The 20,095-nt window shown below is 49.2% G+C and carries 17 protein-coding genes; 13 read left to right on the forward strand and 4 right to left on the reverse strand.

The annotated features are described in order from the left end of the window. Position 1 precedes the first annotated feature (1 nt). Positions 2 to 2,383 carry a phosphoketolase family protein gene (locus tag P2H89_RS14630; RefSeq protein WP_275828027.1) on the reverse strand — a complete coding sequence of 794 codons (2,382 nt, stop codon included), beginning with the start codon at positions 2,381 to 2,383 and terminating at the stop codon, positions 2 to 4. A 182-nt stretch (positions 2,384 to 2,565) separates the two neighbouring features. Here P2H89_RS14630 and P2H89_RS14635 point away from each other — a divergent pair, with 182 nt between their 5' ends. The 13 genes from P2H89_RS14635 to P2H89_RS14695 all read left to right on the forward strand — a co-directional run bounded on the left by P2H89_RS14635 (position 2,566) and on the right by P2H89_RS14695 (position 17,174). After that, positions 2,566 to 3,447, forward strand: coding sequence for a DMT family transporter (locus P2H89_RS14635; RefSeq protein WP_275828029.1), 882 nt, complete (start codon positions 2,566 to 2,568; stop codon positions 3,445 to 3,447). Positions 3,448 to 3,507: 60 nt separating this feature from the next. Further along, positions 3,508 to 5,814 (forward strand): prolyl oligopeptidase family serine peptidase, encoded by a 2,307-nt coding sequence (locus P2H89_RS14640; protein ID WP_275828031.1) that lies wholly within the window; start codon positions 3,508 to 3,510, stop codon positions 5,812 to 5,814. 283 nt (positions 5,815 to 6,097) lie between these two features. After that, on the forward strand, positions 6,098 to 7,387 hold the full coding sequence (locus tag P2H89_RS14645) for a glycoside hydrolase family 2 TIM barrel-domain containing protein (protein WP_275828033.1): 1,290 nt from the start codon (positions 6,098 to 6,100) through the stop codon (positions 7,385 to 7,387). Between the two features lie 53 nt (positions 7,388 to 7,440). Beyond that, a complete protein-coding gene (locus tag P2H89_RS14650) occupies positions 7,441 to 8,229 on the forward strand; it encodes a VCBS repeat-containing protein (RefSeq protein WP_275828036.1) in 789 nt (262 codons plus the stop codon). Then, the gene (locus P2H89_RS14655) at positions 8,226 to 8,621 is read left to right on the forward strand and encodes a VCBS repeat-containing protein (RefSeq protein ID WP_275828038.1); all 396 of its coding nucleotides are present in this window, start codon (positions 8,226 to 8,228) and stop codon (positions 8,619 to 8,621) included. Before P2H89_RS14650 ends, P2H89_RS14655 begins: the two co-directional genes overlap by 4 nt. A 349-nt stretch (positions 8,622 to 8,970) precedes the next feature. Further along, positions 8,971 to 11,955: a TonB-dependent receptor gene (locus P2H89_RS14660; RefSeq protein ID WP_275828040.1), complete on the forward strand. Its 2,985-nt coding sequence runs from the start codon at positions 8,971 to 8,973 to the stop codon at positions 11,953 to 11,955. 17 nt (positions 11,956 to 11,972) lie between these two features. Next, the gene (locus P2H89_RS14665) at positions 11,973 to 13,427 is read left to right on the forward strand and encodes a RagB/SusD family nutrient uptake outer membrane protein (protein WP_275828042.1); all 1,455 of its coding nucleotides are present in this window, start codon (positions 11,973 to 11,975) and stop codon (positions 13,425 to 13,427) included. A 252-nt stretch (positions 13,428 to 13,679) separates the two neighbouring features. Further along, the gene (locus tag P2H89_RS14670; protein WP_275828044.1) at positions 13,680 to 14,453 is read left to right on the forward strand and encodes a hypothetical protein; all 774 of its coding nucleotides are present in this window, start codon (positions 13,680 to 13,682) and stop codon (positions 14,451 to 14,453) included. Positions 14,454 to 14,464: 11 nt separating this feature from the next. Beyond that, positions 14,465 to 14,731 (forward strand): DUF2024 family protein, encoded by a 267-nt coding sequence (locus P2H89_RS14675; protein WP_275828046.1) that lies wholly within the window; start codon positions 14,465 to 14,467, stop codon positions 14,729 to 14,731. Positions 14,732 to 14,749: 18 nt separating this feature from the next. Beyond that, positions 14,750 to 15,004, forward strand: a complete 255-nt coding sequence (locus P2H89_RS14680; RefSeq protein WP_275828048.1) for a hypothetical protein — start codon at positions 14,750 to 14,752, stop codon at positions 15,002 to 15,004. A gap of 23 nt (positions 15,005 to 15,027) precedes the next feature. Then, a complete protein-coding gene (locus P2H89_RS14685) occupies positions 15,028 to 15,639 on the forward strand; it encodes a MarR family winged helix-turn-helix transcriptional regulator (RefSeq protein WP_275828050.1) in 612 nt (203 codons plus the stop codon). Between the two features lie 99 nt (positions 15,640 to 15,738). After that, the gene (locus P2H89_RS14690; RefSeq protein ID WP_275828052.1) at positions 15,739 to 16,491 is read left to right on the forward strand and encodes a YggS family pyridoxal phosphate-dependent enzyme; all 753 of its coding nucleotides are present in this window, start codon (positions 15,739 to 15,741) and stop codon (positions 16,489 to 16,491) included. Then, the gene (locus P2H89_RS14695; protein WP_275828054.1) at positions 16,488 to 17,174 is read left to right on the forward strand and encodes an amidotransferase; all 687 of its coding nucleotides are present in this window, start codon (positions 16,488 to 16,490) and stop codon (positions 17,172 to 17,174) included. The genes P2H89_RS14690 and P2H89_RS14695 overlap by 4 nt, the downstream gene beginning before the upstream one ends. 77 nt (positions 17,175 to 17,251) lie before the next feature. Here the strand turns inward: P2H89_RS14695 and P2H89_RS14700 are convergent, their stop codons facing one another. From P2H89_RS14700 to P2H89_RS14710, 3 genes are all read right to left on the reverse strand, one after another. Next, on the reverse strand, positions 17,252 to 18,004 hold the full coding sequence (locus tag P2H89_RS14700; RefSeq protein WP_275828056.1) for an SDR family oxidoreductase: 753 nt from the start codon (positions 18,002 to 18,004) through the stop codon (positions 17,252 to 17,254). 56 nt (positions 18,005 to 18,060) lie between these two features. Next, the gene (locus P2H89_RS14705; RefSeq protein WP_275828058.1) at positions 18,061 to 18,801 is read right to left on the reverse strand and encodes an SDR family oxidoreductase; all 741 of its coding nucleotides are present in this window, start codon (positions 18,799 to 18,801) and stop codon (positions 18,061 to 18,063) included. Between the two features lie 372 nt (positions 18,802 to 19,173). After that, positions 19,174 to 20,094: an AraC family transcriptional regulator gene (locus P2H89_RS14710; protein WP_275828059.1), complete on the reverse strand. Its 921-nt coding sequence runs from the start codon at positions 20,092 to 20,094 to the stop codon at positions 19,174 to 19,176. Position 20,095 lies beyond the last annotated feature (1 nt).

Genomic DNA, 20,095 nt, shown 5'->3' on the forward strand with positions numbered 1-20,095 from the left:
GTTAAAATTTCCAGGTCCAATCCCTGATCTCGGGCATGTCTATCCCGTTCTCATTGATATAGTTCCTGTGTTCGATCAGTTTGTCCTGCATGGCCTGTTTCAGGTGCGAAGCATGGCTTCCCAGCGAGGGCAGCCTGTCGATCACATCCTGCACCAGGTGAAAACGGTCGAGGTCGTTCAATACCGTCATGTCGAAGGGAGTCGTGATGGTGCCTTCTTCTTTATAGCCCCGAACATGGATATTGTCATGGTTGGTACGTTTGTAGGTGAGCCGGTGAATGAGCCAGGGGTAGCCATGGAAAGCAAAGATCACTGGTTTGTCTTTGGTAAAGAGCGTGTCGAAATCAGCATCAGTTAAACCATGCGGATGTTCCGAAACGGGTTGCAGCTTCATAAGATCAACAACGTTTACTACCCTGATTGTAAGTTGAGGTAGCGCGTCGCGTAAAATACTAACAGCAGCGAGCGTTTCAAGTGTTGGTACATCGCCGGCGCAAACCATCACCACATCGGGATCTATCCCTTCGTCATTGCTCGCCCAGGTCCAGATGCCGATCCCCTTCGTGCAGTGTACTACGGCTTCACACATCGTAAGCCATTGCGGCGAAGGATGTTTGCCGGCCACCACCACATTTACGTAGTGACGGCTTTGCAGACAATGATCCATAACCGACAACAGGCAATTAGCATCCGGAGGCAGGTATATACGTACAACGGAAGCTTTTTTATTCACCACATGATCGATGAACCCGGGATCCTGGTGAGTGAAACCATTATGATCCTGCCGCCACACATGCGAGGCCAGCAGAATGTTCAGAGAAGGTATCTTCCTTCGCCAGTTGAGATCGGCTGTCATTTTCAGCCATTTTGCGTGCTGGTTGAACATGGAGTCCACTATATGGATGAACGCTTCGTAACAGTTGAATAAGCCATGGCGGCCGGTAAGTAGATAGCCTTCCAGCCATCCTTCGCATTGGTGTTCGCTTAGCATTTCGATCACACGGCCATCTTTGCGAAGAAACTCATCGGTATCCATCACCGTTGCCGTCCATTGGCGATTGGACGCTTCAAAAACACTATTGAGCCGGTTAGAGAGCGTTTCATCGGGCCCGAATATCCTGAAGTTGCGATGGTGATGGTTAAGGTGGATGATATCCCGGAGGAAAGCACCTAATATGCGCGTATCGCCGGGCCCCGTTTCGCTGCGCTTCTTTACAGGCAAAGCATATTCCGTAAAGATCGGCATGCGGAGGTCCTGCAGTTTACCGCCATGGGCATACACGTTTGCCCCCATGCGCTTCTCTCCATGTGGTGCAAGCGCCGCGAGTTCGGGAAGAAGTTGACCAGTTTCATCGAACAATTCTTCGGGCCGGTAACTCTTCAGCCAGCTTTCGAGTTGCTGCAGGTGGGCGGGGTTTTTATGCGGTTCGTTAAGCGGCACTTGGTGCGCGCGAAACGTGTTTTCAACAGGTAGCCCGTCCACCATTTTGGGGCCTGTCCATCCCTTCGGGGTTTTAAGTATGATCATAGGCCAGCAGGGGCGGGGAGAATCCGGATCACCGGATGCTTTCTCTTTGATGGCCTTGATCTCAGCGATCACTGTATCGAGCACTTGTACCATTTTTTCATGCATGGTTAGTGGATCATCACCTTCAAGAAAATGGGGTTTCCACCCATAGCCTTTGAACAGGTTGAGTAATTCCTCCGGCGGTATGCGGGCAAAGATGGTAGGGTTGGCGATCTTGTACCCATTAAGATGAAGGATGGGCAATACGACACCGTCGGTAACCGCGTTGAGGAATTTATTGCTGTGCCAGGCGGTAGCGAGCGGTCCGGTCTCAGCTTCGCCGTCACCGACCACGCAGGCAACTACCAGTTCAGGATTGTCGAAAACAGCACCAAACGCATGGCTGAGTGAATAACCGAGTTCACCACCTTCATGCATGGAGCCCGGGCATTCGGGCGATACGTGGCTCGGGATGCCCCCGGGAAAGGAGAATTGTTTGAACAGTTTCTTCATGCCCGCTGCATCGCGGGTGATATCCGGGTATATCTCGGTGTAAGTGCCTTCGAGGTAGGTGTTGGCCACCATAGCCGGACCACCATGTCCGGGCCCGGATATATACAACATATCGAGATGATACTGATTGATCACGCGGTTGAGGTGAGCATAAATGAAGTTCTGTCCGGGGGTGGTGCCCCAATGCCCCAGCAGCATCTGTTTTATATGCTCAACCTTGAGCGGTTCCGTCAGAAGTGGGTTGTCCCGCAGGTAAATTTGCCCTGCCGACAGGTAATTCGCGGCACGCCAGTAGGCGTCGATCTTGTGTAATAGGTCATGCGAGATTCCGGAAGCCGTGCTGGCGGGTAGTGTTTGTTCCATCTTGATCTCATTTTTCGAATGCTGAATCGTGTTGGAAAGCCGGGCAGCTCAGGGCATAGTACTGTGGGGTATATAAATATACTTAACCCGGAGCAAAAAAACAGGCCCGCATTAGCCCAATGTTATAAAGCCATTTGCCTTGGGAGCGAAGAGAATACGTTTAACACGTAGATTTGATGGCCATGAATGCAAAGAACCGATCCTTGTTGAAATTATTCCTCGCACTGCTTACCTGGTCCAGCTCCTATGCCATCACCAGGTCGGTGGTAACGGAAATGCCGCCCGTTTTGTTTGCTTTCTTCCGATTCGGCCTCGCATGGGGCATATTGGTGATCATTTATTATAGCAAAAAGGAAAGACCCAAAGAATCGATCCGGCGCCAATGGAGCGCAGTGCTTACCCTTGCACTCACAGGCGTAACGCTTTATTATCTCTTCTTTAATTTTTCATTGCAGCGTACCTCCGCTGGGGCAGGGGCTTTGATACAGGGCTTTATTCCGGTATCTACGGCTATCCTGGCCGCGATCTTCCTCAAGGAACACTTGAAACCCCGTCAGGTATTGGCGATACTGGTCGCCGTGGGGGGCGTGGTATTGATTGGATTTTCGAATGCAGCCGGTGCATCCACTGAAAATAGTTTTATTGGTAATGCCCTCATGGTGGCAGCCGTATTGTGCTGGGCAGTCTATACGGTCGTATCGAAGAAATATGAAGCGGTCGATCCTTTATGGCTCATTACCTGGATGGCTGGAATCGGCACCCTGTTGCTGATACCTGCCGTGGTGTATGAACAGTGGCGGCAGCCATTCCCGGCAATAACATGGTCACAGTGGGCTGCCATTGGTTACATGGCTTTGTTTCCGTCTGCGCTGGGATACCTGTGGTACAACAGCGCACTGAAATATATTCCTGCCTCCCAGGCAGGCGTGTGGATCAATCTCGACCCTGTGTTGGGAGCGGTGATCGCAGTTGTATTCCTGGGCGAGCAGGTGCATCCCTGGCAGATCGTGGGAGCCTTGCTCACGCTGGCAGGCGTATGGCTGTATATGTACAAAAACCGCTAATATCGGTAAAGGGCAGGGAGGGTATAAGTGATAATTTTAAGGCGGAAAATTCTTTCTGCTATGCAAAAAAATGGAGCACTCCTGCTATTCTTACTTTTTATCGGTAACGCCCTTGTTGCACAAACGATTACCCGGTTTCAGCCGGGCCACGCCGAACTCGTGCAGCGTTATCTCCGGGCTGCGCGCATCGATAGCGCCACAAAAAATGCGGTGTTCAAAACAACAGTGTCTCTTAATTGGTTTGCTGGCGAAAAACTGGCCTGGTATTGTAATGTGCTGCAGGATAGCATACAGGAATACATATTGGTCGATGCCACCAAAGGAAAGAAGCAACCGCTGTTCAATAGAAGCAGATTAGCCGCGGGCTTACAACAAATAGGCATCGTCATTGATTCATTGCGCCCGGGTCTCTCACCTTACGAGATACAGCCAGCCAGGTCAATGCTAAAGTTTAAATGCCAGGGACAATACATCGAGTGCAATCTGAACAGCTACGTGTGTATCTCCACGCAGCAGTCTGCACCGTCTGCTAAAACAGCCGACACCCGTCGCTTCCAGGGTAGGGGAGCATTCCCGCAGGGCAGCACGTCGCCCGATAAAAAATGGGAGGCTTATCTCGAAAAGGGCAACCTGTTCGTAAAGCCTGCACCCGGGGGAGCCGGTATACAACTCACAACCGATGGAACGCCTGATAAACCCTACGGGTCAATATACTGGAGCCCCGACAGCAAATACCTCGCAGGTTACCATATCAACATGGTGCGCGACTCTTCAGTGTTCTATGTACTCACTTCGCTGCCCAATACGTTTCGGGGCACCTTGCGTTCTCAATCCTATAAGCAACCGGGTGACCCCTGGACAATATACACGCCCTTTGTGTTTTATCCCGCCGAACAAAAAGTAATGAAGGTAAAAGCCGATGCCATAGATTTCCTGAATGCACCCGAACCGCATTGGCGCGGTAACGATGCACGGTATTTTACCTATGAAAAGATGGATCGTGGCCACCAGCGCTTTCGCATTATGGAAGTGGATGCAGCCGACGCATCTGCCCGCACGGTCGTAGATGAACAAACCAATACCTTTATTTATAACAGTAGGAACTTCACTTACTACCTGCCCCGCGCTAACCAGCTCATCCGCACATCAGAAAAAGCAGGGTGGAATCATCTCTACCTCGTGGATATCATTTCCGGACAAGAACGGCCGATCACTACCGGCCAGTGGGTGGTACGGGGAGTCGACAGTATTGATGAGGCAAAGAAAGTAGTCTGGTTCCGTGCCAGTGGCATGACGGCCGGGGAAGATCCTTACAATATCCATTACTACCGCATCGGTTTCGATGGTAAGAACCTGCAAGCGCTTACACCCGCCGCAGGGAATCATACCCTGGTGCTTTCACCCGATAAGACCTGGTTCACCGATACCTGGTCGCTCGTGAATGTGGCTCCCCGTACCATCCTGGCCCGCACCACCGACGCAAAAGAGATCATGTTGCTGGAAGAAGCCGACCTCACAGTGTACCGCAAGGCAGGAGTGAGCCCTCCCGAGGTCTTTGTGGCCAAAGCCCGCGATGGCGTCACCGACATCTGGGGTATTGTGAGCAAACCATCCGATTACGATCCCTCCAAAAAATACCCGGTGCTCGAAAATATTTACGCCGGGCCGCACGATGCTTTTGTGCCCAAGAACTTTACACCCTACAGCGAAATGCAGAGCCTGGCAGAGTTGGGATTTATTGTAGTGATGATCGATGGCATGGGAACCGCCAACCGGTCGAAGGCATTCCATGACGTATGCTGGAAGAACCTGGCTGATGCCGGCCTGCCCGACCGGATAGGTTGGATCAAAGCCCTCGCCCAAAAATATGCCTGGGTCGACGCCGAAAGGGTAGGCATTTATGGTACTTCGGCCGGTGGACAGAGCTCTACCGGCGCCCTCCTTTTTCACCCCGAATTCTACAAAGCAGCCGTATCGGCCTGCGGCTGCCACGACAACCGGGTCGATAAACAATGGTGGAATGAGCAGTGGATGGGCTACCCGGTCGGTATGCACTATGAACAGCAGTCCAACGTAACCAATGCGTCCAAACTGCAGGGAAATTTGTTGCTCATCGTGGGAGAAGCCGATACCAATGTACCCCCCGAATCGACCTATCGGGTCGCGGATGCGCTGATCAAAGCCGGCAAAAATTTCGATCTGCTGTCCATCCCCGGCATGGGGCATAGTGACGGGGGCGTGTATGGACGGATGCGCAAGCGCGATTTTTTCGTGAAGCACCTCATGGGGGTAGAGCCGCCCGCCCGCAATGCAGGAGAAATACCGGCATTGGCCGAAGTTGGTCGGGAACGATGGAGTTTTCAATAAGCTGCCTGAAATGCTTCGCGTTGTTGAAACCCGGAAGCCCAAAAGTGTCATTAAGACGGTTATGCCCCGTAAACTTCCGCAGGTAGGGGTACGACGTAGAAATGATGTAGTAGGATCGCTGTTCAGGAGGGTATTAAGTACCTTTATGTAGTAGGAGTGATGTAGTCCATTTCTTTCTCGACAACCGGCGGCAGGGTATTTTTACCGCCAGGAACCGGTAAGCGTTCCTTGTTTGCTATACAAGAAAAGTGAGAAAGAAAACCCTACAAAAAAACTACGTACGATGAAAAGAGCGATGGGCATTTGGGCAGGCTGCAGCCTGGCCTTAACCACACTGGGGCAACCGGCACCACAAACGATTACTGCCGTAAAGACCGAATTACGCAAAACGACAGCAGGTTACCAATTGCTCCGCGGAGGGCAGCTGTATTTTGTAAAAGGGGCCGGCGGAAGCGCCTATCCGGCCCGTATCTCGGCATATGGCGGAAATTCCATCCGTACCTGGGGCACCCGCGGGGCGCAGCAGGTACTCGATACGGCAGCCAAATATGGCCTTACCGTATTGCTGGGGCTCGATGTAGCCCGTGAACGGCATGGGTTCAACTACGATGATACCGCTGCAGTTAAAAAGCAGCTCGACCGCCTGCGCGAAGAAGTACTTAAATACAAAGATCACCCCGCACTCCTGGCCTGGGGCATCGGCAATGAGCTCAATCTTCAATATAAGAATACAAAAGTGTGGGATGCCGTCAACGACATTTCGAAAATGATCCATTCCCTGGATCCTAATCACCCCACCACAACCGTGCTGGCGGGCGTCAACAAAGAAGTGGTAGACCTCCTCAAGGCAAAGACAACGGATATCGACCTGTTGTCGGTCAATACCTATGGCGGATTGGCCGGCCTGCCCCGAACCCTCCGTCAATCAGGGTGGGAGGGAGCCTACCTGGTAACAGAGTGGGGGCCAACAGGACATTGGGAAGGACTACAAACACCCTGGAAATCCTCCATCGAAGAAACGAGCAGTGAAAAAGCAGCAGTGTATAAAAGCCGATATGAATACTCGGTCGAGCAGGACCGCGACAAATGCCTTGGCTCTTATGTATTTCTCTGGGGCCAAAAGCAGGAACGTACCCCTACCTGGTATGGCTTATTTACCGATAAGGGCGAGGAGTCCGAAGTAGTGGACGTGATGCAATACCTGTGGTCGGGCAAGTGGCCCGATAACAAGGCCCCTCACTTGTATTCAATGCAGCTGGACGGCAAAAAGGCCTTAGATAACATTTACCTCAAGCCCGGTAATAGTTATGCCGCACTGGCTGTCTCGGCCGATCCGGATAAGGACAAGCTCAACTGGCGCTGGGAAGTGGTGCCCGAGCCTACACAGCTCAGCGAAGGAGGCGATTTTGAAGCGCGGCCCAAGCCGGTAGAAGGATTGATAAAAACAACCGGCGAAGGTAAAGTGATACTCAGCACGCCCGCGAAGGAAGGCGCCTATCGCTTATTCGTGTACATTACTGATGGCCATAACAATGTAGCCACGGCCAATATTCCGTTTTATGTGAAGCCATAAGTGCAGATTGCTTACTTTTAAGCAGGGCCGGTGGCCCTGCTTAAAGCATCCATATGAAGGCTTACTACTTCAATCGCGCAATCCCCCTGCTTGTATTATCATTGGGTTATATTACTTGCGTAGCGCAGGCTTCTTCATCGAACAATACCACCCTAAAATATAAGAAACATACCGTCAGCAGCGTCTTCGTATCGGAGGGCGCTGCTGTTGGCGATGTTAACCGCGATGGGAAGATCGATATACTCGCCGGTCATTTGTGGTACGAAGCACCACAGTGGAAAGCACACCCAATACATGCCGATACATTAAACCCTGTTAAAGGGTACAGCACCACTTTCCTCAACTTTTGCAGCGATATCAATGGCGACGGTTGGCCCGATCTCATCCGTTTCGATGTGCCGGGTGGTCAGTGTGTTTGGTATGAGAATCCCGGAAAGCACGCCTCGCTGTGGAGACGGCACCTGGTCCTGGAGTCTGCCGGTATCGAAACCCCGCTGTTTGTAGATGTAGACAACGATGGTCATAAGGATATCATCTGTAACGATGCAGAAAAGAAAGAGGTCATCTGGTTGCAATCTCCATCGCGTAAGGGCGACACCATTTGGCAAAGGCATGCGATCAGCACAGATCCGGCACTGGGCACGCACCGCTATACCCATGGAGTGGGTTGGGGCGATGTCAATGGCGACGGAAGAAAGGATGTGATCATCCGAAGCGGTTGGTGGGAGTCGCCAGGGATGTACGCCAGCACAACTGGACCTTTCATCCGGCCGAACTCGGGCCAGAGTGCGCTAATATGTTCGTGCTGGACGTTGATCAGGATGGAGATGCAGATATTATGAGTTCTTCGGCCCACGACTATGGCATCTGGTGGTATGAGCAACTGGGTGACCCTGCTAAATCAGGCGGGTGGCGAATGCATGAGATCAGTAAGCTGTTTTCCCAATCGCATGCCATGGCCATGGAAGACATCAATGGCGATGGTATACCCGACCTCGTTACCGGGAAAAGGTATTTCGCACACAATGAAAAGGATCCCGGCGCCTTTGAACCGGCCGTGTTGTATTGGTTCGAATGCAGGCCGGGCAAAATACCGCAATGGATACCCCACGAAATAGACAACAACTCCGGCATTGGCAATAGCTTTGTGGTGCAGGACATCAACAAAGACGGAAAGCCCGATATTATCACCTCCAATAAGAAGGGTGTATATTATTTTGAAAATGTACGGTGAGCTGCACCTGCAAAAGGATAATTTGATGCGTGAAACAGCACTTATGGGTGCTAAATCAAGATAAGTTTCATAGGTAATCTTATCAAATTCTAATCGTTTACAATTGTCCGTCTGTTCAATTTAAATTATCATGTGGACAATTCATTCCTCAGGTAGTGTGTTGATAACACATTATAGATTGATTAATGGGGTTTCTTGCTAAACCGTTACTGGACTACGTTTCACGCGATTTAATTTTACCCGGAAACCAGTAGTTTTAAAAAAATGTAACCTGCTAAGCATCCAATCCACTACATTTGCTGTCTCTTTTTTACGTGTATAATTATATTTCTTAACAAACAAAACTGTCATGAGAAAATTCTTGGTGATAGCCATGGCTATGCTATTGTTTACCGGGCAATTGCTGGCACAAAACAAAACTGTCTCCGGTAAGGTTACTGATCCCACCGGAAGCCCCATCCCCGGAGCTTCTGTAATTGTCAAAGGAAGTAAAGGTGGTACATCCACCGGCCCCGATGGTAGCTTCACCATCACAGTTCCCGAAAACGCAAAAATATTAAGTGTAAGTGCAGTAGGATTTGCTGCGCAGGAAATTGCCATTGGCAAAAATGGCCAGCTTGAAGTTCAATTGGCTAAAGAAGACCAGGGCCTGCAGGAAGTGGTAGTAGTGGCGTATGGTACACAAAACAAACGCTCACTTACAGGTGCTGCCACAACGATCAGCCCCGAAAAGCTGGCAAGAGCCCCTCGTGCAAGTATCCAGGAAAGCTTTCAGGGTAACGTAGCCGGTGTACAGGCAGTAAACGGATCAGGTCAACCTGGTAGCGTACCCAACATTCGTATCCGTGGCGTGGGTTCTATCAACGCATCCAGCGCACCTCTTTATGTGGTAGACGGAATTCCCGTGGTATCTGGCGATATCACTGGTTACAACACCAATACCATAGCCGGTTTGAGCAGCACGGATATTGAAAGCGTAACGGTATTGAAAGATGCCGCCGCTGCATCACTGTACGGTTCAAGAGCTGCGAACGGTGTGGTCTTGATCACCACCAAAAGCGGTAAGGGCGGTAAAACTAAATTCAACGCTTCAGCACAATACGGAACCAATAAAATAACACTGAGAGACAGCGATCTTCCTTTGAGCACAAAGGAAATGGTGGAATTGCTTCGTGAAGGTTGGGTGAACCGGGGTCTCAATGTGGCTGATTTTCCGGCAGAGGTAAAACTGCGTGGAGTTGATACCACTATTAATACCGATTGGGTAGATGAACTTACGCGCCAGGGTACATTCCAGCAGTATGATCTTTCTGCTTCTGGAGGAACTGAAAAAACTACCTTTTATCTCTCAGGTGGCATCTACAAATCTCAGGCAGCCGTGATCGGTACAGATTATTCCAGAACTACTGCAAAGTTGGCGATGACCAACAAAACGACCGACAAACTTTCTTTTAATGGGTCTATCTCTCTTGGTTTTCAAAAGTCAAATACATCAACCGATGCAGGTGCTTTTGCTAACCCTGTTCGTTCTTTCTATCGTCTGCAGCCTTGGCTGAGGGTTTATAATCCCGATGGAACATACGACAATTCTTACAACAATACATTCAATCCGGTTCAGCTGGCTGAAAAGAACAAGCGTGAAGCTAAATCATATTCTGCTTTGGGTACAATTGGTGCTCAATACAAGATATATAAGGGCTTGACTTTCGAAACCAAAGCGGGTTTGGATGTTAACTATGGTGTAACCAATTTGTTCTGGTCTCCTGGTTTCGGCGATGGTCGTAACTACGGTGGTTATGGATCTGCATCTGATATCCTTTATTTGAACTGGATCAGCACCAACTTGTTGAAATACAAAACGACATTCGGCGATGATCATGAGTTCGACGCCCTCGTAGGTTATGAGGCACAAAAAACTACAATTAGTGGTAGCGGCAATGCAGCTTCTAACTTCCTGCCCAACACGAATACGTTGGCGAATGCCTCCAAGCCAGAATCATCCACTTCTTCTCTTTCCGAGAACAGCATTGCTTCGGTACTTTCCAGCATTGGCTATAACTATAAGAGAAAATACTATCTGACAGCTGCTTTACGTCGTGATGGTTCATCCCGTTTTGGTGCCAACAAACGTTATGGAAACTTCTGGTCAGTAGGTGCATCATGGGATGTAACTGCAGAAGAATTCTTCTCAGGAATTGATTTCCTGTCTCAGTTGAAAGTACGTGCAAGTTATGGTGTGAACGGAAACCAGGAGATCGATAACTTTGCTTCACGTGGTCTGTACAGCGGTAATACCGTATATGATGGTTCTCCTGCTTATTCATTTACTCAGTATGAAAACAAGAACCTGACCTGGGAAACCAACAAGCCATTCAACATTGGCCTCGATTTCGGCATCCTGAAGGATCGCATTTCCGGTAGTGTTGAATACTATGAGCGCACAACCTCCAATCTGTTGCTCACAGTGCCGATTTCATCGGCCAATGGTCTTACCGGCTATAGCGATAACGTAGGTGCGATGAAGAATAAAGGTATTGAGGTTAGTATCTTCTCTCGCAACATCGTAAGCCGTGACCCCGAAGGATTCACCTGGACTACCGATTTCAACTTCACCACGCTGAAGAACAAGATCACACAACTGAACAGCCCAAGCCGCGGTACTTTCAACCGTGAAGTTGGATTGGATTTCTATCAGTATTACCTCGTATCTTATGCTGGTGTTAATCCCGCAAATGGAGAAGCACTCTGGTATACCGATAGCTCAAGGAAGAATACCTCCAATGCTTATAATAGCGGCCTTCGTCTCAATCAGGGGTCTGCACTGCCCGATTTCTTCGGCGGTCTTACCAACACCTTTAGCATGAAAGGATTTACCCTCAGCTTCCAGTTGTATTACAACTTCGGTAATAAGATCTATGATGGTTGGGGTTCGTTCATCAATTCTGATGGAGCTTCTGGATTCAGCGCTACCGGAAAGATCAATCGTTACACATACGAGAACCGTTGGAAAAAAGCGGGTGATGTTACCGACGTACCCAAGGTTACTTACCTCGGTACACAAACTGGTAGCTCAGCTCAAAACTCTTCCCGCTTCCTCTATGATGGCGATTATGTTCGCTTAAGAGATATCACTTTGTCTTACAACCTGCCCAAATCGGTAACCAACCGTCTGAAAATTGCCAACGCAAGGTTCTATGTTCGTGCGAACAACCTGTTCACATGGGTAAAAGACAAACGTCTGTCATATGATCCTGAAGTGCCGGTAACTGGCGATTTGGATCAACGTCCTCCTGTCTTCAAGACACTGGTTGGCGGAATTGATATTTCTTTATAACTAATTAAGTGATAATTATGAAACGCATAAAATATTCATTATATATTCTTGCGGCTGCAGTGCTTACAGGAACTGCCTGCAAAAAGAGCTTTCTGGAAGTAGATCCTCAGCAAAACACCGACACCAATCAAACGATGCTGGATGTGGCGGGCGTACGGGCTGCCGTTAATGGAGTGTACGCATTGCTGCAGAGCGCCAACTCTTATGGTCGCACTGCTTCCTTGATTCCTGACCTGATGTCGGATAACATGCAGATCAGTGTGGTGAATGCGAACCGTTACCAGCCACAGGATCAATACACCATGGCATCCACGGACGGCATGGTTGGCAATCTTTGGAATAACCTGTATGCTGTAGTGGCAAATACCAACTTGATCATCCAGAAAGCAGAGGCGCTTACAGTTCCTATAGCTGATACAGCCGAAAAGAGAAAATTGATCGGCCAGGCTTATGCATTGCGTTCACTGGGTTATTTCAACCTGGTGCGTTTCTTCGCCCAGCCTTACAATTTTACCGGCGATGCGTCTCATTTGGGCGTTCCCATTACTTTAACAACTGCCACAGAGAAGTCTGGTGTAGTTGCATTACCACGTAACACCGTAAAGGAGAACTACGATCAGATCATTAAAGACCTGGACAGTGCCCTGAGCAAATTGAGTTTTGATACCAGCGTCGCATCCAAAACACGCATCAATCTCTATGGCGCACAATCTTTGCTTTCACGCGTTTACCTGTACAAGCAGGACTATGCTAAAGTGATCGACCTGTCGACCAAAATCATTGATAAGAAGAAGTATTCTTTGCTGCCACGAGTCAGTCTGAATGCTGATTTCAGAAAGCAAAGCAATGCGGAGTCGATATTTGAGATAGCTTTTACGCCTACAGACAATAATAGTACCGATGCCCTTGGCTACTTCTTTGCACAGGGTGGCTATGGCGATGCAATCGCAACCGACACCATGTACAAGATTTATAAGGCTACTGATATACGCCGTGATTTTGTAACCAGAAGTCGTCGTACCGGCACAGGTGGTGAAAATCCAGCCAACATTATAAACAAGTACAACAACATCACTACGTACGATGAGAACCTGAAAGTGATCCGCCTGGCGGAGATCTACATGAACCGTGCTGAGGCTTATGCCAATACCAACCAGGAAGATCTGGCTCGTACCGACCTCAATGTCGTTATTGCCCGTGCAGATACGGATGCTGCTTCTCAGGTGGGTGCTGGGGTAACAGGCGACGATCTTAAAAAAGCGATCCTGAATGAAAGAAGAAGGGAGTTTGCTTTTGAAGGACACCGCTTGTTCGATCTTACTAGGTTGAAACAAACCTTTACCAAAACCAGGAGAGGTACCATTACCTTCATTGTAAACGCTCCGGAAAACAGGACCATCCTGCCGATTCCACAGCGTGAAATGGACGCCAACCCCAAGTTGGCAGGTCAGCAGAATCCTGGCTACCAATAGCAGATTTCAATTGATCGCATAAAACGGCTGTCTTCGAAGGAAGACAGCCGTTTTTCTTTTAATGTGGTATTGCTTTCCTCTCCACCCTCCAATACTCCCTTAAATCGGCCGAGCTCTTCTTAGTCAGGCCGGTCATTATCCTGCTAATGCCCCCCGCCTTTAAAAATTAATTAACAAGGTACAATTATTTATTGTTAGGAATCCTAACTATATTTGTGTGGTCAATTGATTCATCACACAAATCAGTCAACCATGAAAAAGGTACTTATGCTGTTGACACTGGCCATAGCGACCGGTCTGTCAACCTTCGCAGAAAACTATTGCGACTCCTGTCAGAAATCCAAAGCGGGAAAATCTACCATCAACGAAGCTGATTATAAGATAACCGCAGCTTCCGTAAAGCACAATAAGAAATGGGGCCAGCTCGAGTTTGAGATCCAGGTACAGGGCCTGGCAGGCCGCAGCACCTCTAAAGCGGCAGGCCAGTTGAACGGCGCTCCGGTAGATGGCTATGTATTTCCTACAACACTGAATGCAGAAGATGTGGGTTTCAGCAAAACAGCCGGCATCGTAGCGCTGGCACTCACAGCACACCCCGATTTCGATGACACGCCCCTCTGGGACGAAAATGGTGACGGTGATTATGCCAATGATAAGATCGTATGGCACCCGCACTGGGTAGTATTAGTAGAAGATAAGCGGGTGCCTGGCGGACTCGCCGTAAAAGAATTTGATCCGGCCGATAAATCGGTAGTGCTGCCCAAAACCAATCCCGGCATGCCAATGTATATGGACTCACCCGGCTTTCAGGTAGTAACAGAAGGTAATGCCATTAGAGTAGTAGTGCCCGACTACCGCGTTCGGTTCAAAACGAGTTTCAAATTTGATGCCGTTGGGGCTTACATGAAAGTAGTGACCGGCGAAGGAGGTGAACATGCTGCAGGTGGCAAACTGCCCATGCTGGGCGTATACAAAGTATACAGCGTATTGTCGAAGAACTTAACCCTCCCTTACGAAGTAAAATAAAACTCAAGCATATGAAAGTATCAGTTTTTGACACCTATGTCACAAAGAAGAACGGTAGCATCATGCATTTCGATATCCTGGTTCCTGCCCGGCTGAACGACGAAGAGAAAGTATATGAGTTTGGCCGCGCTTACCTGGGCACCAAAAACCAGGCAGGGCAACCGCTTTCAACAAAAGAATGCCAGTTTTGCCACATTGAGGAAGCCAGTCAGGAAGTGTTGAGTGATATCGCAAAGCAAGGCTATTCCATCATCGAGATGCAGGGATGTAACAATTGAACGGCTTAACTTTATAGAATGAACAACGATACGAGAGAAACATTACCGTCCCAGGGTAGCTTCTACGACCTGGTAATGACACTCTTTCAGCAAAAACAAAAGGCCGCCCTCTTATATGACGATAATGGCGTAACGCGCGGCAATGGCTTTATAACAGCGGTGTTTGAAAAGGATGACAGGCACTGGATCCGGCTCAATGACGAAGTTGAAATTGCGGTGGATAAGATACTTGCGATCAACGGCTTGTTTTCATCCGATTATTCTGAATGTTGAGCCGGCTTGGCTAAATTGCAACCATGAGCAGCGAGGAAATGATACCATTCGAACTCGAAAAGCAAAATTCATCTGCCGATGCATTGATCGTGGCCGCCCTCGAACGGATCGGCGAATCGATCCGGGTGATGTTGTGGGAGCAGGCAAAAGAGCATGGATTAAGCCCCATACAGGTACAGTCGCTCATATTCCTGTATACGCACGATGAAGGAAAGGCGAATGTTACTTACCTGTCAAAGGAGTTCAATGTAACGAAGGCGACGATGAGTGAAGTGATAAAGGTGTTGTCCGAAAAGAAGTTGCTCATGAAGAAAGATAATCCGGCAGATACCCGCGCTCAGTTGCTGAAGCTCACCGCGCAGGGAAAAAGGATAGCGGCCACCACCGGTGGATTTGCCAATGCACTGCTAAAGCATATAGGAGGCCTTACCGACAGGCAAAAGACGGGATTGAAGACCATTCTGCTCGATCTCATTTATAACCTGTACCAGGAAAAAGTGATCACCATGCAGCGTATGTGCTTCACCTGCACACATTATGATATGGTCAACAATAAGCCTTACTGTAATTTGCTGAACATCACACTAACGCCCGACCACCTCAGGCTCGATTGCCCCGAGCATGAACAGAAGTAAACGTTGCTGAAATTTAAGGACTACAGTATACTGATAGCTTACGGCTTCAGCAGGTATTGTATTGCTATAAAATTCAGCCATCACCTAAAAGCGTCAACCATGAATACTGAACCTTATGTCCAGGATATCCTGGCCAACCTGTCAATCATTCGCCATCGCATACAAGTGGCCAGCGCAAAGGCAGGCAGACCGGCAAACGACGTAGACCTGTTGCTGGCTACAAAAACGGTTCCGGCCGAAAAGATACAGGTAACCATAGATGCTGGTGTACACCTCATCGGCGAAAACAAAGTGCAGGAGTTGAAGGAGAAAGATTATTTGCTGGGAACCCTCCCGGTAGAACGCCATTTTATAGGCCACCTGCAAACCAATAAGATCAAAGACGTACTGAAGTATGTATCCTGCATTCAATCGGTCGACCGGATAGAGCTGGCAGAAAAACTGGATAGCCGCCTGCGCTTCGAAGGCAGAACGATCGATGTATTGGTGCAGGTCAATACCTCATTCGAAGAAAGCAAGTTCGGGGCACATCCAAACGAGGCCATCGCACTCATCGAAAAGGTAAAGAGATTTGACACCCTCCGGGTAAAAGGGTTGATGACGATCGGGTTGTTCGATGCTGATCCCGAAAAAGTAAGGCCCTCCTTCCGGCTCTTGCGGCAGATCAGGGACGAAGCCTTGGAAAAAGGATGGCTAACACCCGGCCAGGCCGCCCTCAGTATGGGAATGAGCGGCGATCTCGAAACGGCCATCGAAGAAGGCGCCACCATGGTTCGGGTAGGCACGGCCCTCTTCGGCAAAAGGCAATATCCCGACAGCTATTATTGGAACGAAAACAAACAAGTAACATGAGAATACACTATATACAACACGTACCCTTTGAAGGTTTGGGATACATTGAACAATGGTTGACGGAGCATAAACATACCGTCACAGGTACAAGGATGTGGATGCAGGAGAAGCTGCCGGAATTGGATGCCTTTGACGTGCTGATCGTTCTTGGCGGACCCATGGGCGTATACGACGACCACCTGCTGCCCTGGCTCAGCGATGAAAAGAACTTTATCTATGCCGCCATCCGGGAAGATAAGAAGGTGATCGGCATCTGTCTCGGCGCACAACTGATGGCCTGCGTACTGGGGGCGACGGTATTTACCAACAAATACAAAGAGATAGGATGGTATCCGGTTAAAATAGATTGCTCCCTGGGCGATTGGCTGGGCAGGCAAGTGCCGGAAGAACTGAAAGTATTTCATTGGCACGGAGATAAGTTCGACATACCCTATGGAGGAGTCATCCACGCCGGCTCAGCTGCCTGCAATCACCAGGTATTTACCTATGGCAATTCGATAATCGGATTGCAGTTTCACCTCGAAGCAACCCCACAAACTATACAGGCAATGTTGGAGCATGGTGCGCAAGAAATTACAGAGGCACCTTATATCCAGACAGCAAAAGAGATGGTGGCACAGCAGGCATTTGACGAGCCCAACCGGTTAATGGGCTGGATACTGGAGAAGATGTGTAACCAGTAAAGCCGGACCGTAACCTAACGCGGAAACCCGGATAGCCAGGGGAGGCTGTCCGGGCAACTGCGTGCTGGTTGGGGATGCTATTGATTAGCGCCGCCATTTACCAGCAAGTGTTGACCGTTCACGAAAGAAGAAAGGTCGCTCGCGAAGAATTCAGCGATGTTGGCTACATCTTCCACTTCGGCCAGGCGCCCCATGGGGCAACTGTCGATAAGGGATTTTCGTAAAGCGGGATAGCTGTCAGGTTCAGCAAAAATACCCGAGTGGTCTACGGCAAAAGGAATGATAGAGTTGACGGTCACACCGCGATGGCCGATCTCTTTCGAAAGAACGTCTACCAGGTAGCGGGGCGTGGATTTGCTGCCGCCATAAACGGCCATGCCGGCAACAGGGAAAGCGGTGGTGCTGGAGGCGACATAGAGAATGCGTCCTTTGTCTTCCACTTGCAGTGCCGCCTGTTGCATAGTGAAATAAGCTCCCTTGGTATTGATGGAGAAAAGTCTGTCGAATTGTTCTTCTGTAAACTGCGTAACCGGTGTTTCCACCATCTCGATGCCGGCATTGGCTACCACTATATCAATTTTCCCGAAGGCCTGCTTAGCTTCTTCAAATAACCTTTTGATATCGGCTACCTTACTTACATCGGCCTGAACGGCAATAACGTTAGCGCCCATGGCTTTGATATTGCTGACAACTATTTCTGCAGAAGCTTTATCGCGTGAGTAGTTGATGACAATGTTGGCGCCAAGCGCTGCATAACGTTCTGCGATGGCTTTGCCCAAGCCCCTGGCCGATCCGGTGATCAGGGCTACCTTGTTCTTTAAAGAGTTCATGATAGAAAGTTTATTGTATGAGTTGAATGAAAGAGGAGAGATTCAATTACGATCGGTTAAGCCATGGCGCCATTGACACCGATAGTTTGGCCGCTGATCCATTTGGCATCGTCACTGGCGAGAAACGCAACAACTTTAGCGGTATCGTCTGGTTCACCGATGCGGTTGAAAGCGGTGAGTGAAGCCAGGCGGTCGATCACTTCCTGCGGTTTCCCTTTTGTAAACAGTTCGGTATTGGTGGGGCCGGGCAAAACGGCGTTCACATTGATACCGCGGGCGCCGATCTCTTTGGCGAAAACGCGGGTTAATTGTTCAACGGCACCCTTGGTGGCAACATAGGTGCTGTAGGTGGGCATCATCACGCGGGTGGTGGTGGAAGAGAAGTTGATGATGCTGCCGCCATTGGCGAGTTTAGTGGCCGCTTCACGAAGGGTATTGAAGGTGCCGCGTACATTGATATCGAACTGGCGCGTAAAATCTTCGTCGGTGGTGTCTTTCAGGAGTTTGGTGATCATGATGCCGGCATTGTTGACGAGCACGTCGATGCGGCCGTAATGGGCGATGGCAGCATCGAAGAGAGCGGCTACCTGGTCGGCCTTGCTAACATCGGCCTGGAGGGCAATGGCATCGCCACCATTGGCTTTGATTGATTGAACGGTTTGGTCGGCTTCAACCTGCGAGCCGGCATAGTTGATGATCACTTTAGCGCCTTCGCTGGCAATTTTCCGGGCTACTGCAGCTCCGATACCCCTGGAAGCGCCGGTTATGAGTACTACTTTGTTGATTAACGTGTTCATGATACTTTGTTTTATCGTTTAATTGATAACACAAAGTTGGCCCTCAAAAGGCGCTCAACACGTATAAGGATTACACCAAGACATGCAAATTTCTAAGGTGAGCCCCGAAGTAGGTACCATAAAAACTCCATTTGCGCACCGCAACCTCTTGGTCCAGTTAACCTTATCAGCCGTGCAAATGCTATAATGGACATCCTGCCACCAGAGTCACGGCGTCCCTACGACAAAAATGTTATTCTCCGTCTCCATCCAACTTTTAAGAGGAAGTGATTGCTCATTACCTGCGATTTGCGCGCTCAAGGTGTCTGCTTTGGGTACTCGGCTGAGCTTTGCCAGCTAGGCTTTCTAGAATAGGAGCTGATGGAGTGCTGCTTAATGCGCCAGTTTCCGGTATTCGGCCGGACTTTGTGAACTATGCTTTTTAAAATAGTTGCTGAAATGCGGCGCTTCTAGAAAGCCCAGCTTACTGGCAATTTCTTTAATGGAGAGGTTATTGTCCTGCAGAAGAGCTTTCGCTTCAGCAATTGTTTTGTCCTGGATCCAGTGGCTGATCGACTTGCCCGTTTTACTGCTGATGACGCTGGAAAGGTAATTGACGTGCAGGTTTTGTTTGTCGGCATAATCCTGTACGCGCAGCGCGCTGCTGGTTTTGCCGGCAACAAGATCCCTGAAATGCTGTTCAAGTTGTTGCTTGAAGGTTTTTACGATCTGCGAACTGCGGTTGCCTTCATAAATAGGGTTGTAATCCTGGAAGAAATATTCTTTGATCTTCAGCAGTAGGGTAACGAGCAGGCTGCCAATGATCTTATCCTTATAGGGAGATAGGCTATGGTGTTCGCTGTAAATGATACGAAGCAACTGTTCAATGCCGTTGAACTGGTCTGCTTTGAGGGTGCGGGGTTCTACTGTTTCTGTAAGCAAAAATGAAAATTCCCGGTATATGTCCGCATGCACCTGTTCTTTCAGGTAGGCTTCGTCAAATACGATCAGGCAGGCATCGGCGATTGTATGCCACTCGAATTTCCGGAAGTTGCCGGGGTTGGTGAAATAAACGGTGCCGGGCGCTACGGTAAACTGGAGGTCGTCGATGGAGTACTTGCCGTAGGCGTCTTTGACGAAGAGAAAGCTGAAGAAATTGGGTCGGTAAGGAAGCGATTCAACGGGTAACACTTTGAACACGTCCTGCAGGTAAACAATGGTAAAACCGGACGAGGAATCGATCGGGCGGTCGGGCAGCCCCATCAGATCATACAATTCTTCGAGCGTTTTCACGACGAGTGTTTTGTTTCCCATA

It is taken from the genome of Paraflavitalea sp. CAU 1676, assembly GCF_029223285.1.
Classification (GTDB): Bacteria; Bacteroidota; Bacteroidia; order Chitinophagales; family Chitinophagaceae; genus Paraflavitalea.

Bases quoted from the DNA above. Each gene is read 5' to 3' on its own strand.
- P2H89_RS14665 (WP_275828042.1), top strand. From the start codon at position 11,973: ATGAAACGCATAAAATATTCATTATATATTCTTGCGGCTGCAGTGCTT.
- P2H89_RS14645 (WP_275828033.1), top strand. From the start codon at position 6,098: ATGAAAAGAGCGATGGGCATTTGGGCAGGCTGCAGCCTGGCCTTAACC.
- P2H89_RS14680 (WP_275828048.1), top strand. From the start codon at position 14,750: ATGAACAACGATACGAGAGAAACATTACCGTCCCAGGGTAGCTTCTAC.
- P2H89_RS14700 (WP_275828056.1), bottom strand. From the start codon at position 18,004: ATGAACTCTTTAAAGAACAAGGTAGCCCTGATCACCGGATCGGCCAGG.
- P2H89_RS14640 (WP_275828031.1), top strand. From the start codon at position 3,508: ATGCAAAAAAATGGAGCACTCCTGCTATTCTTACTTTTTATCGGTAAC.
- P2H89_RS14695 (WP_275828054.1), top strand. From the start codon at position 16,488: ATGAGAATACACTATATACAACACGTACCCTTTGAAGGTTTGGGATAC.
- P2H89_RS14705 (WP_275828058.1), bottom strand. From the start codon at position 18,801: ATGAACACGTTAATCAACAAAGTAGTACTCATAACCGGCGCTTCCAGG.
- P2H89_RS14670 (WP_275828044.1), top strand. From the start codon at position 13,680: ATGAAAAAGGTACTTATGCTGTTGACACTGGCCATAGCGACCGGTCTG.
- P2H89_RS14630 (WP_275828027.1), bottom strand. From the start codon at position 2,383: ATGGAACAAACACTACCCGCCAGCACGGCTTCCGGAATCTCGCATGAC.
- P2H89_RS14655 (WP_275828038.1), top strand. From the start codon at position 8,226: ATGAGTTCTTCGGCCCACGACTATGGCATCTGGTGGTATGAGCAACTG.
- P2H89_RS14675 (WP_275828046.1), top strand. From the start codon at position 14,465: ATGAAAGTATCAGTTTTTGACACCTATGTCACAAAGAAGAACGGTAGC.
- P2H89_RS14685 (WP_275828050.1), top strand. From the start codon at position 15,028: ATGAGCAGCGAGGAAATGATACCATTCGAACTCGAAAAGCAAAATTCA.
- P2H89_RS14660 (WP_275828040.1), top strand. From the start codon at position 8,971: ATGAGAAAATTCTTGGTGATAGCCATGGCTATGCTATTGTTTACCGGG.
- P2H89_RS14710 (WP_275828059.1), bottom strand. From the start codon at position 20,094: ATGGGAAACAAAACACTCGTCGTGAAAACGCTCGAAGAATTGTATGAT.
- P2H89_RS14650 (WP_275828036.1), top strand. From the start codon at position 7,441: ATGAAGGCTTACTACTTCAATCGCGCAATCCCCCTGCTTGTATTATCA.
- P2H89_RS14635 (WP_275828029.1), top strand. From the start codon at position 2,566: ATGAATGCAAAGAACCGATCCTTGTTGAAATTATTCCTCGCACTGCTT.
- P2H89_RS14690 (WP_275828052.1), top strand. From the start codon at position 15,739: ATGAATACTGAACCTTATGTCCAGGATATCCTGGCCAACCTGTCAATC.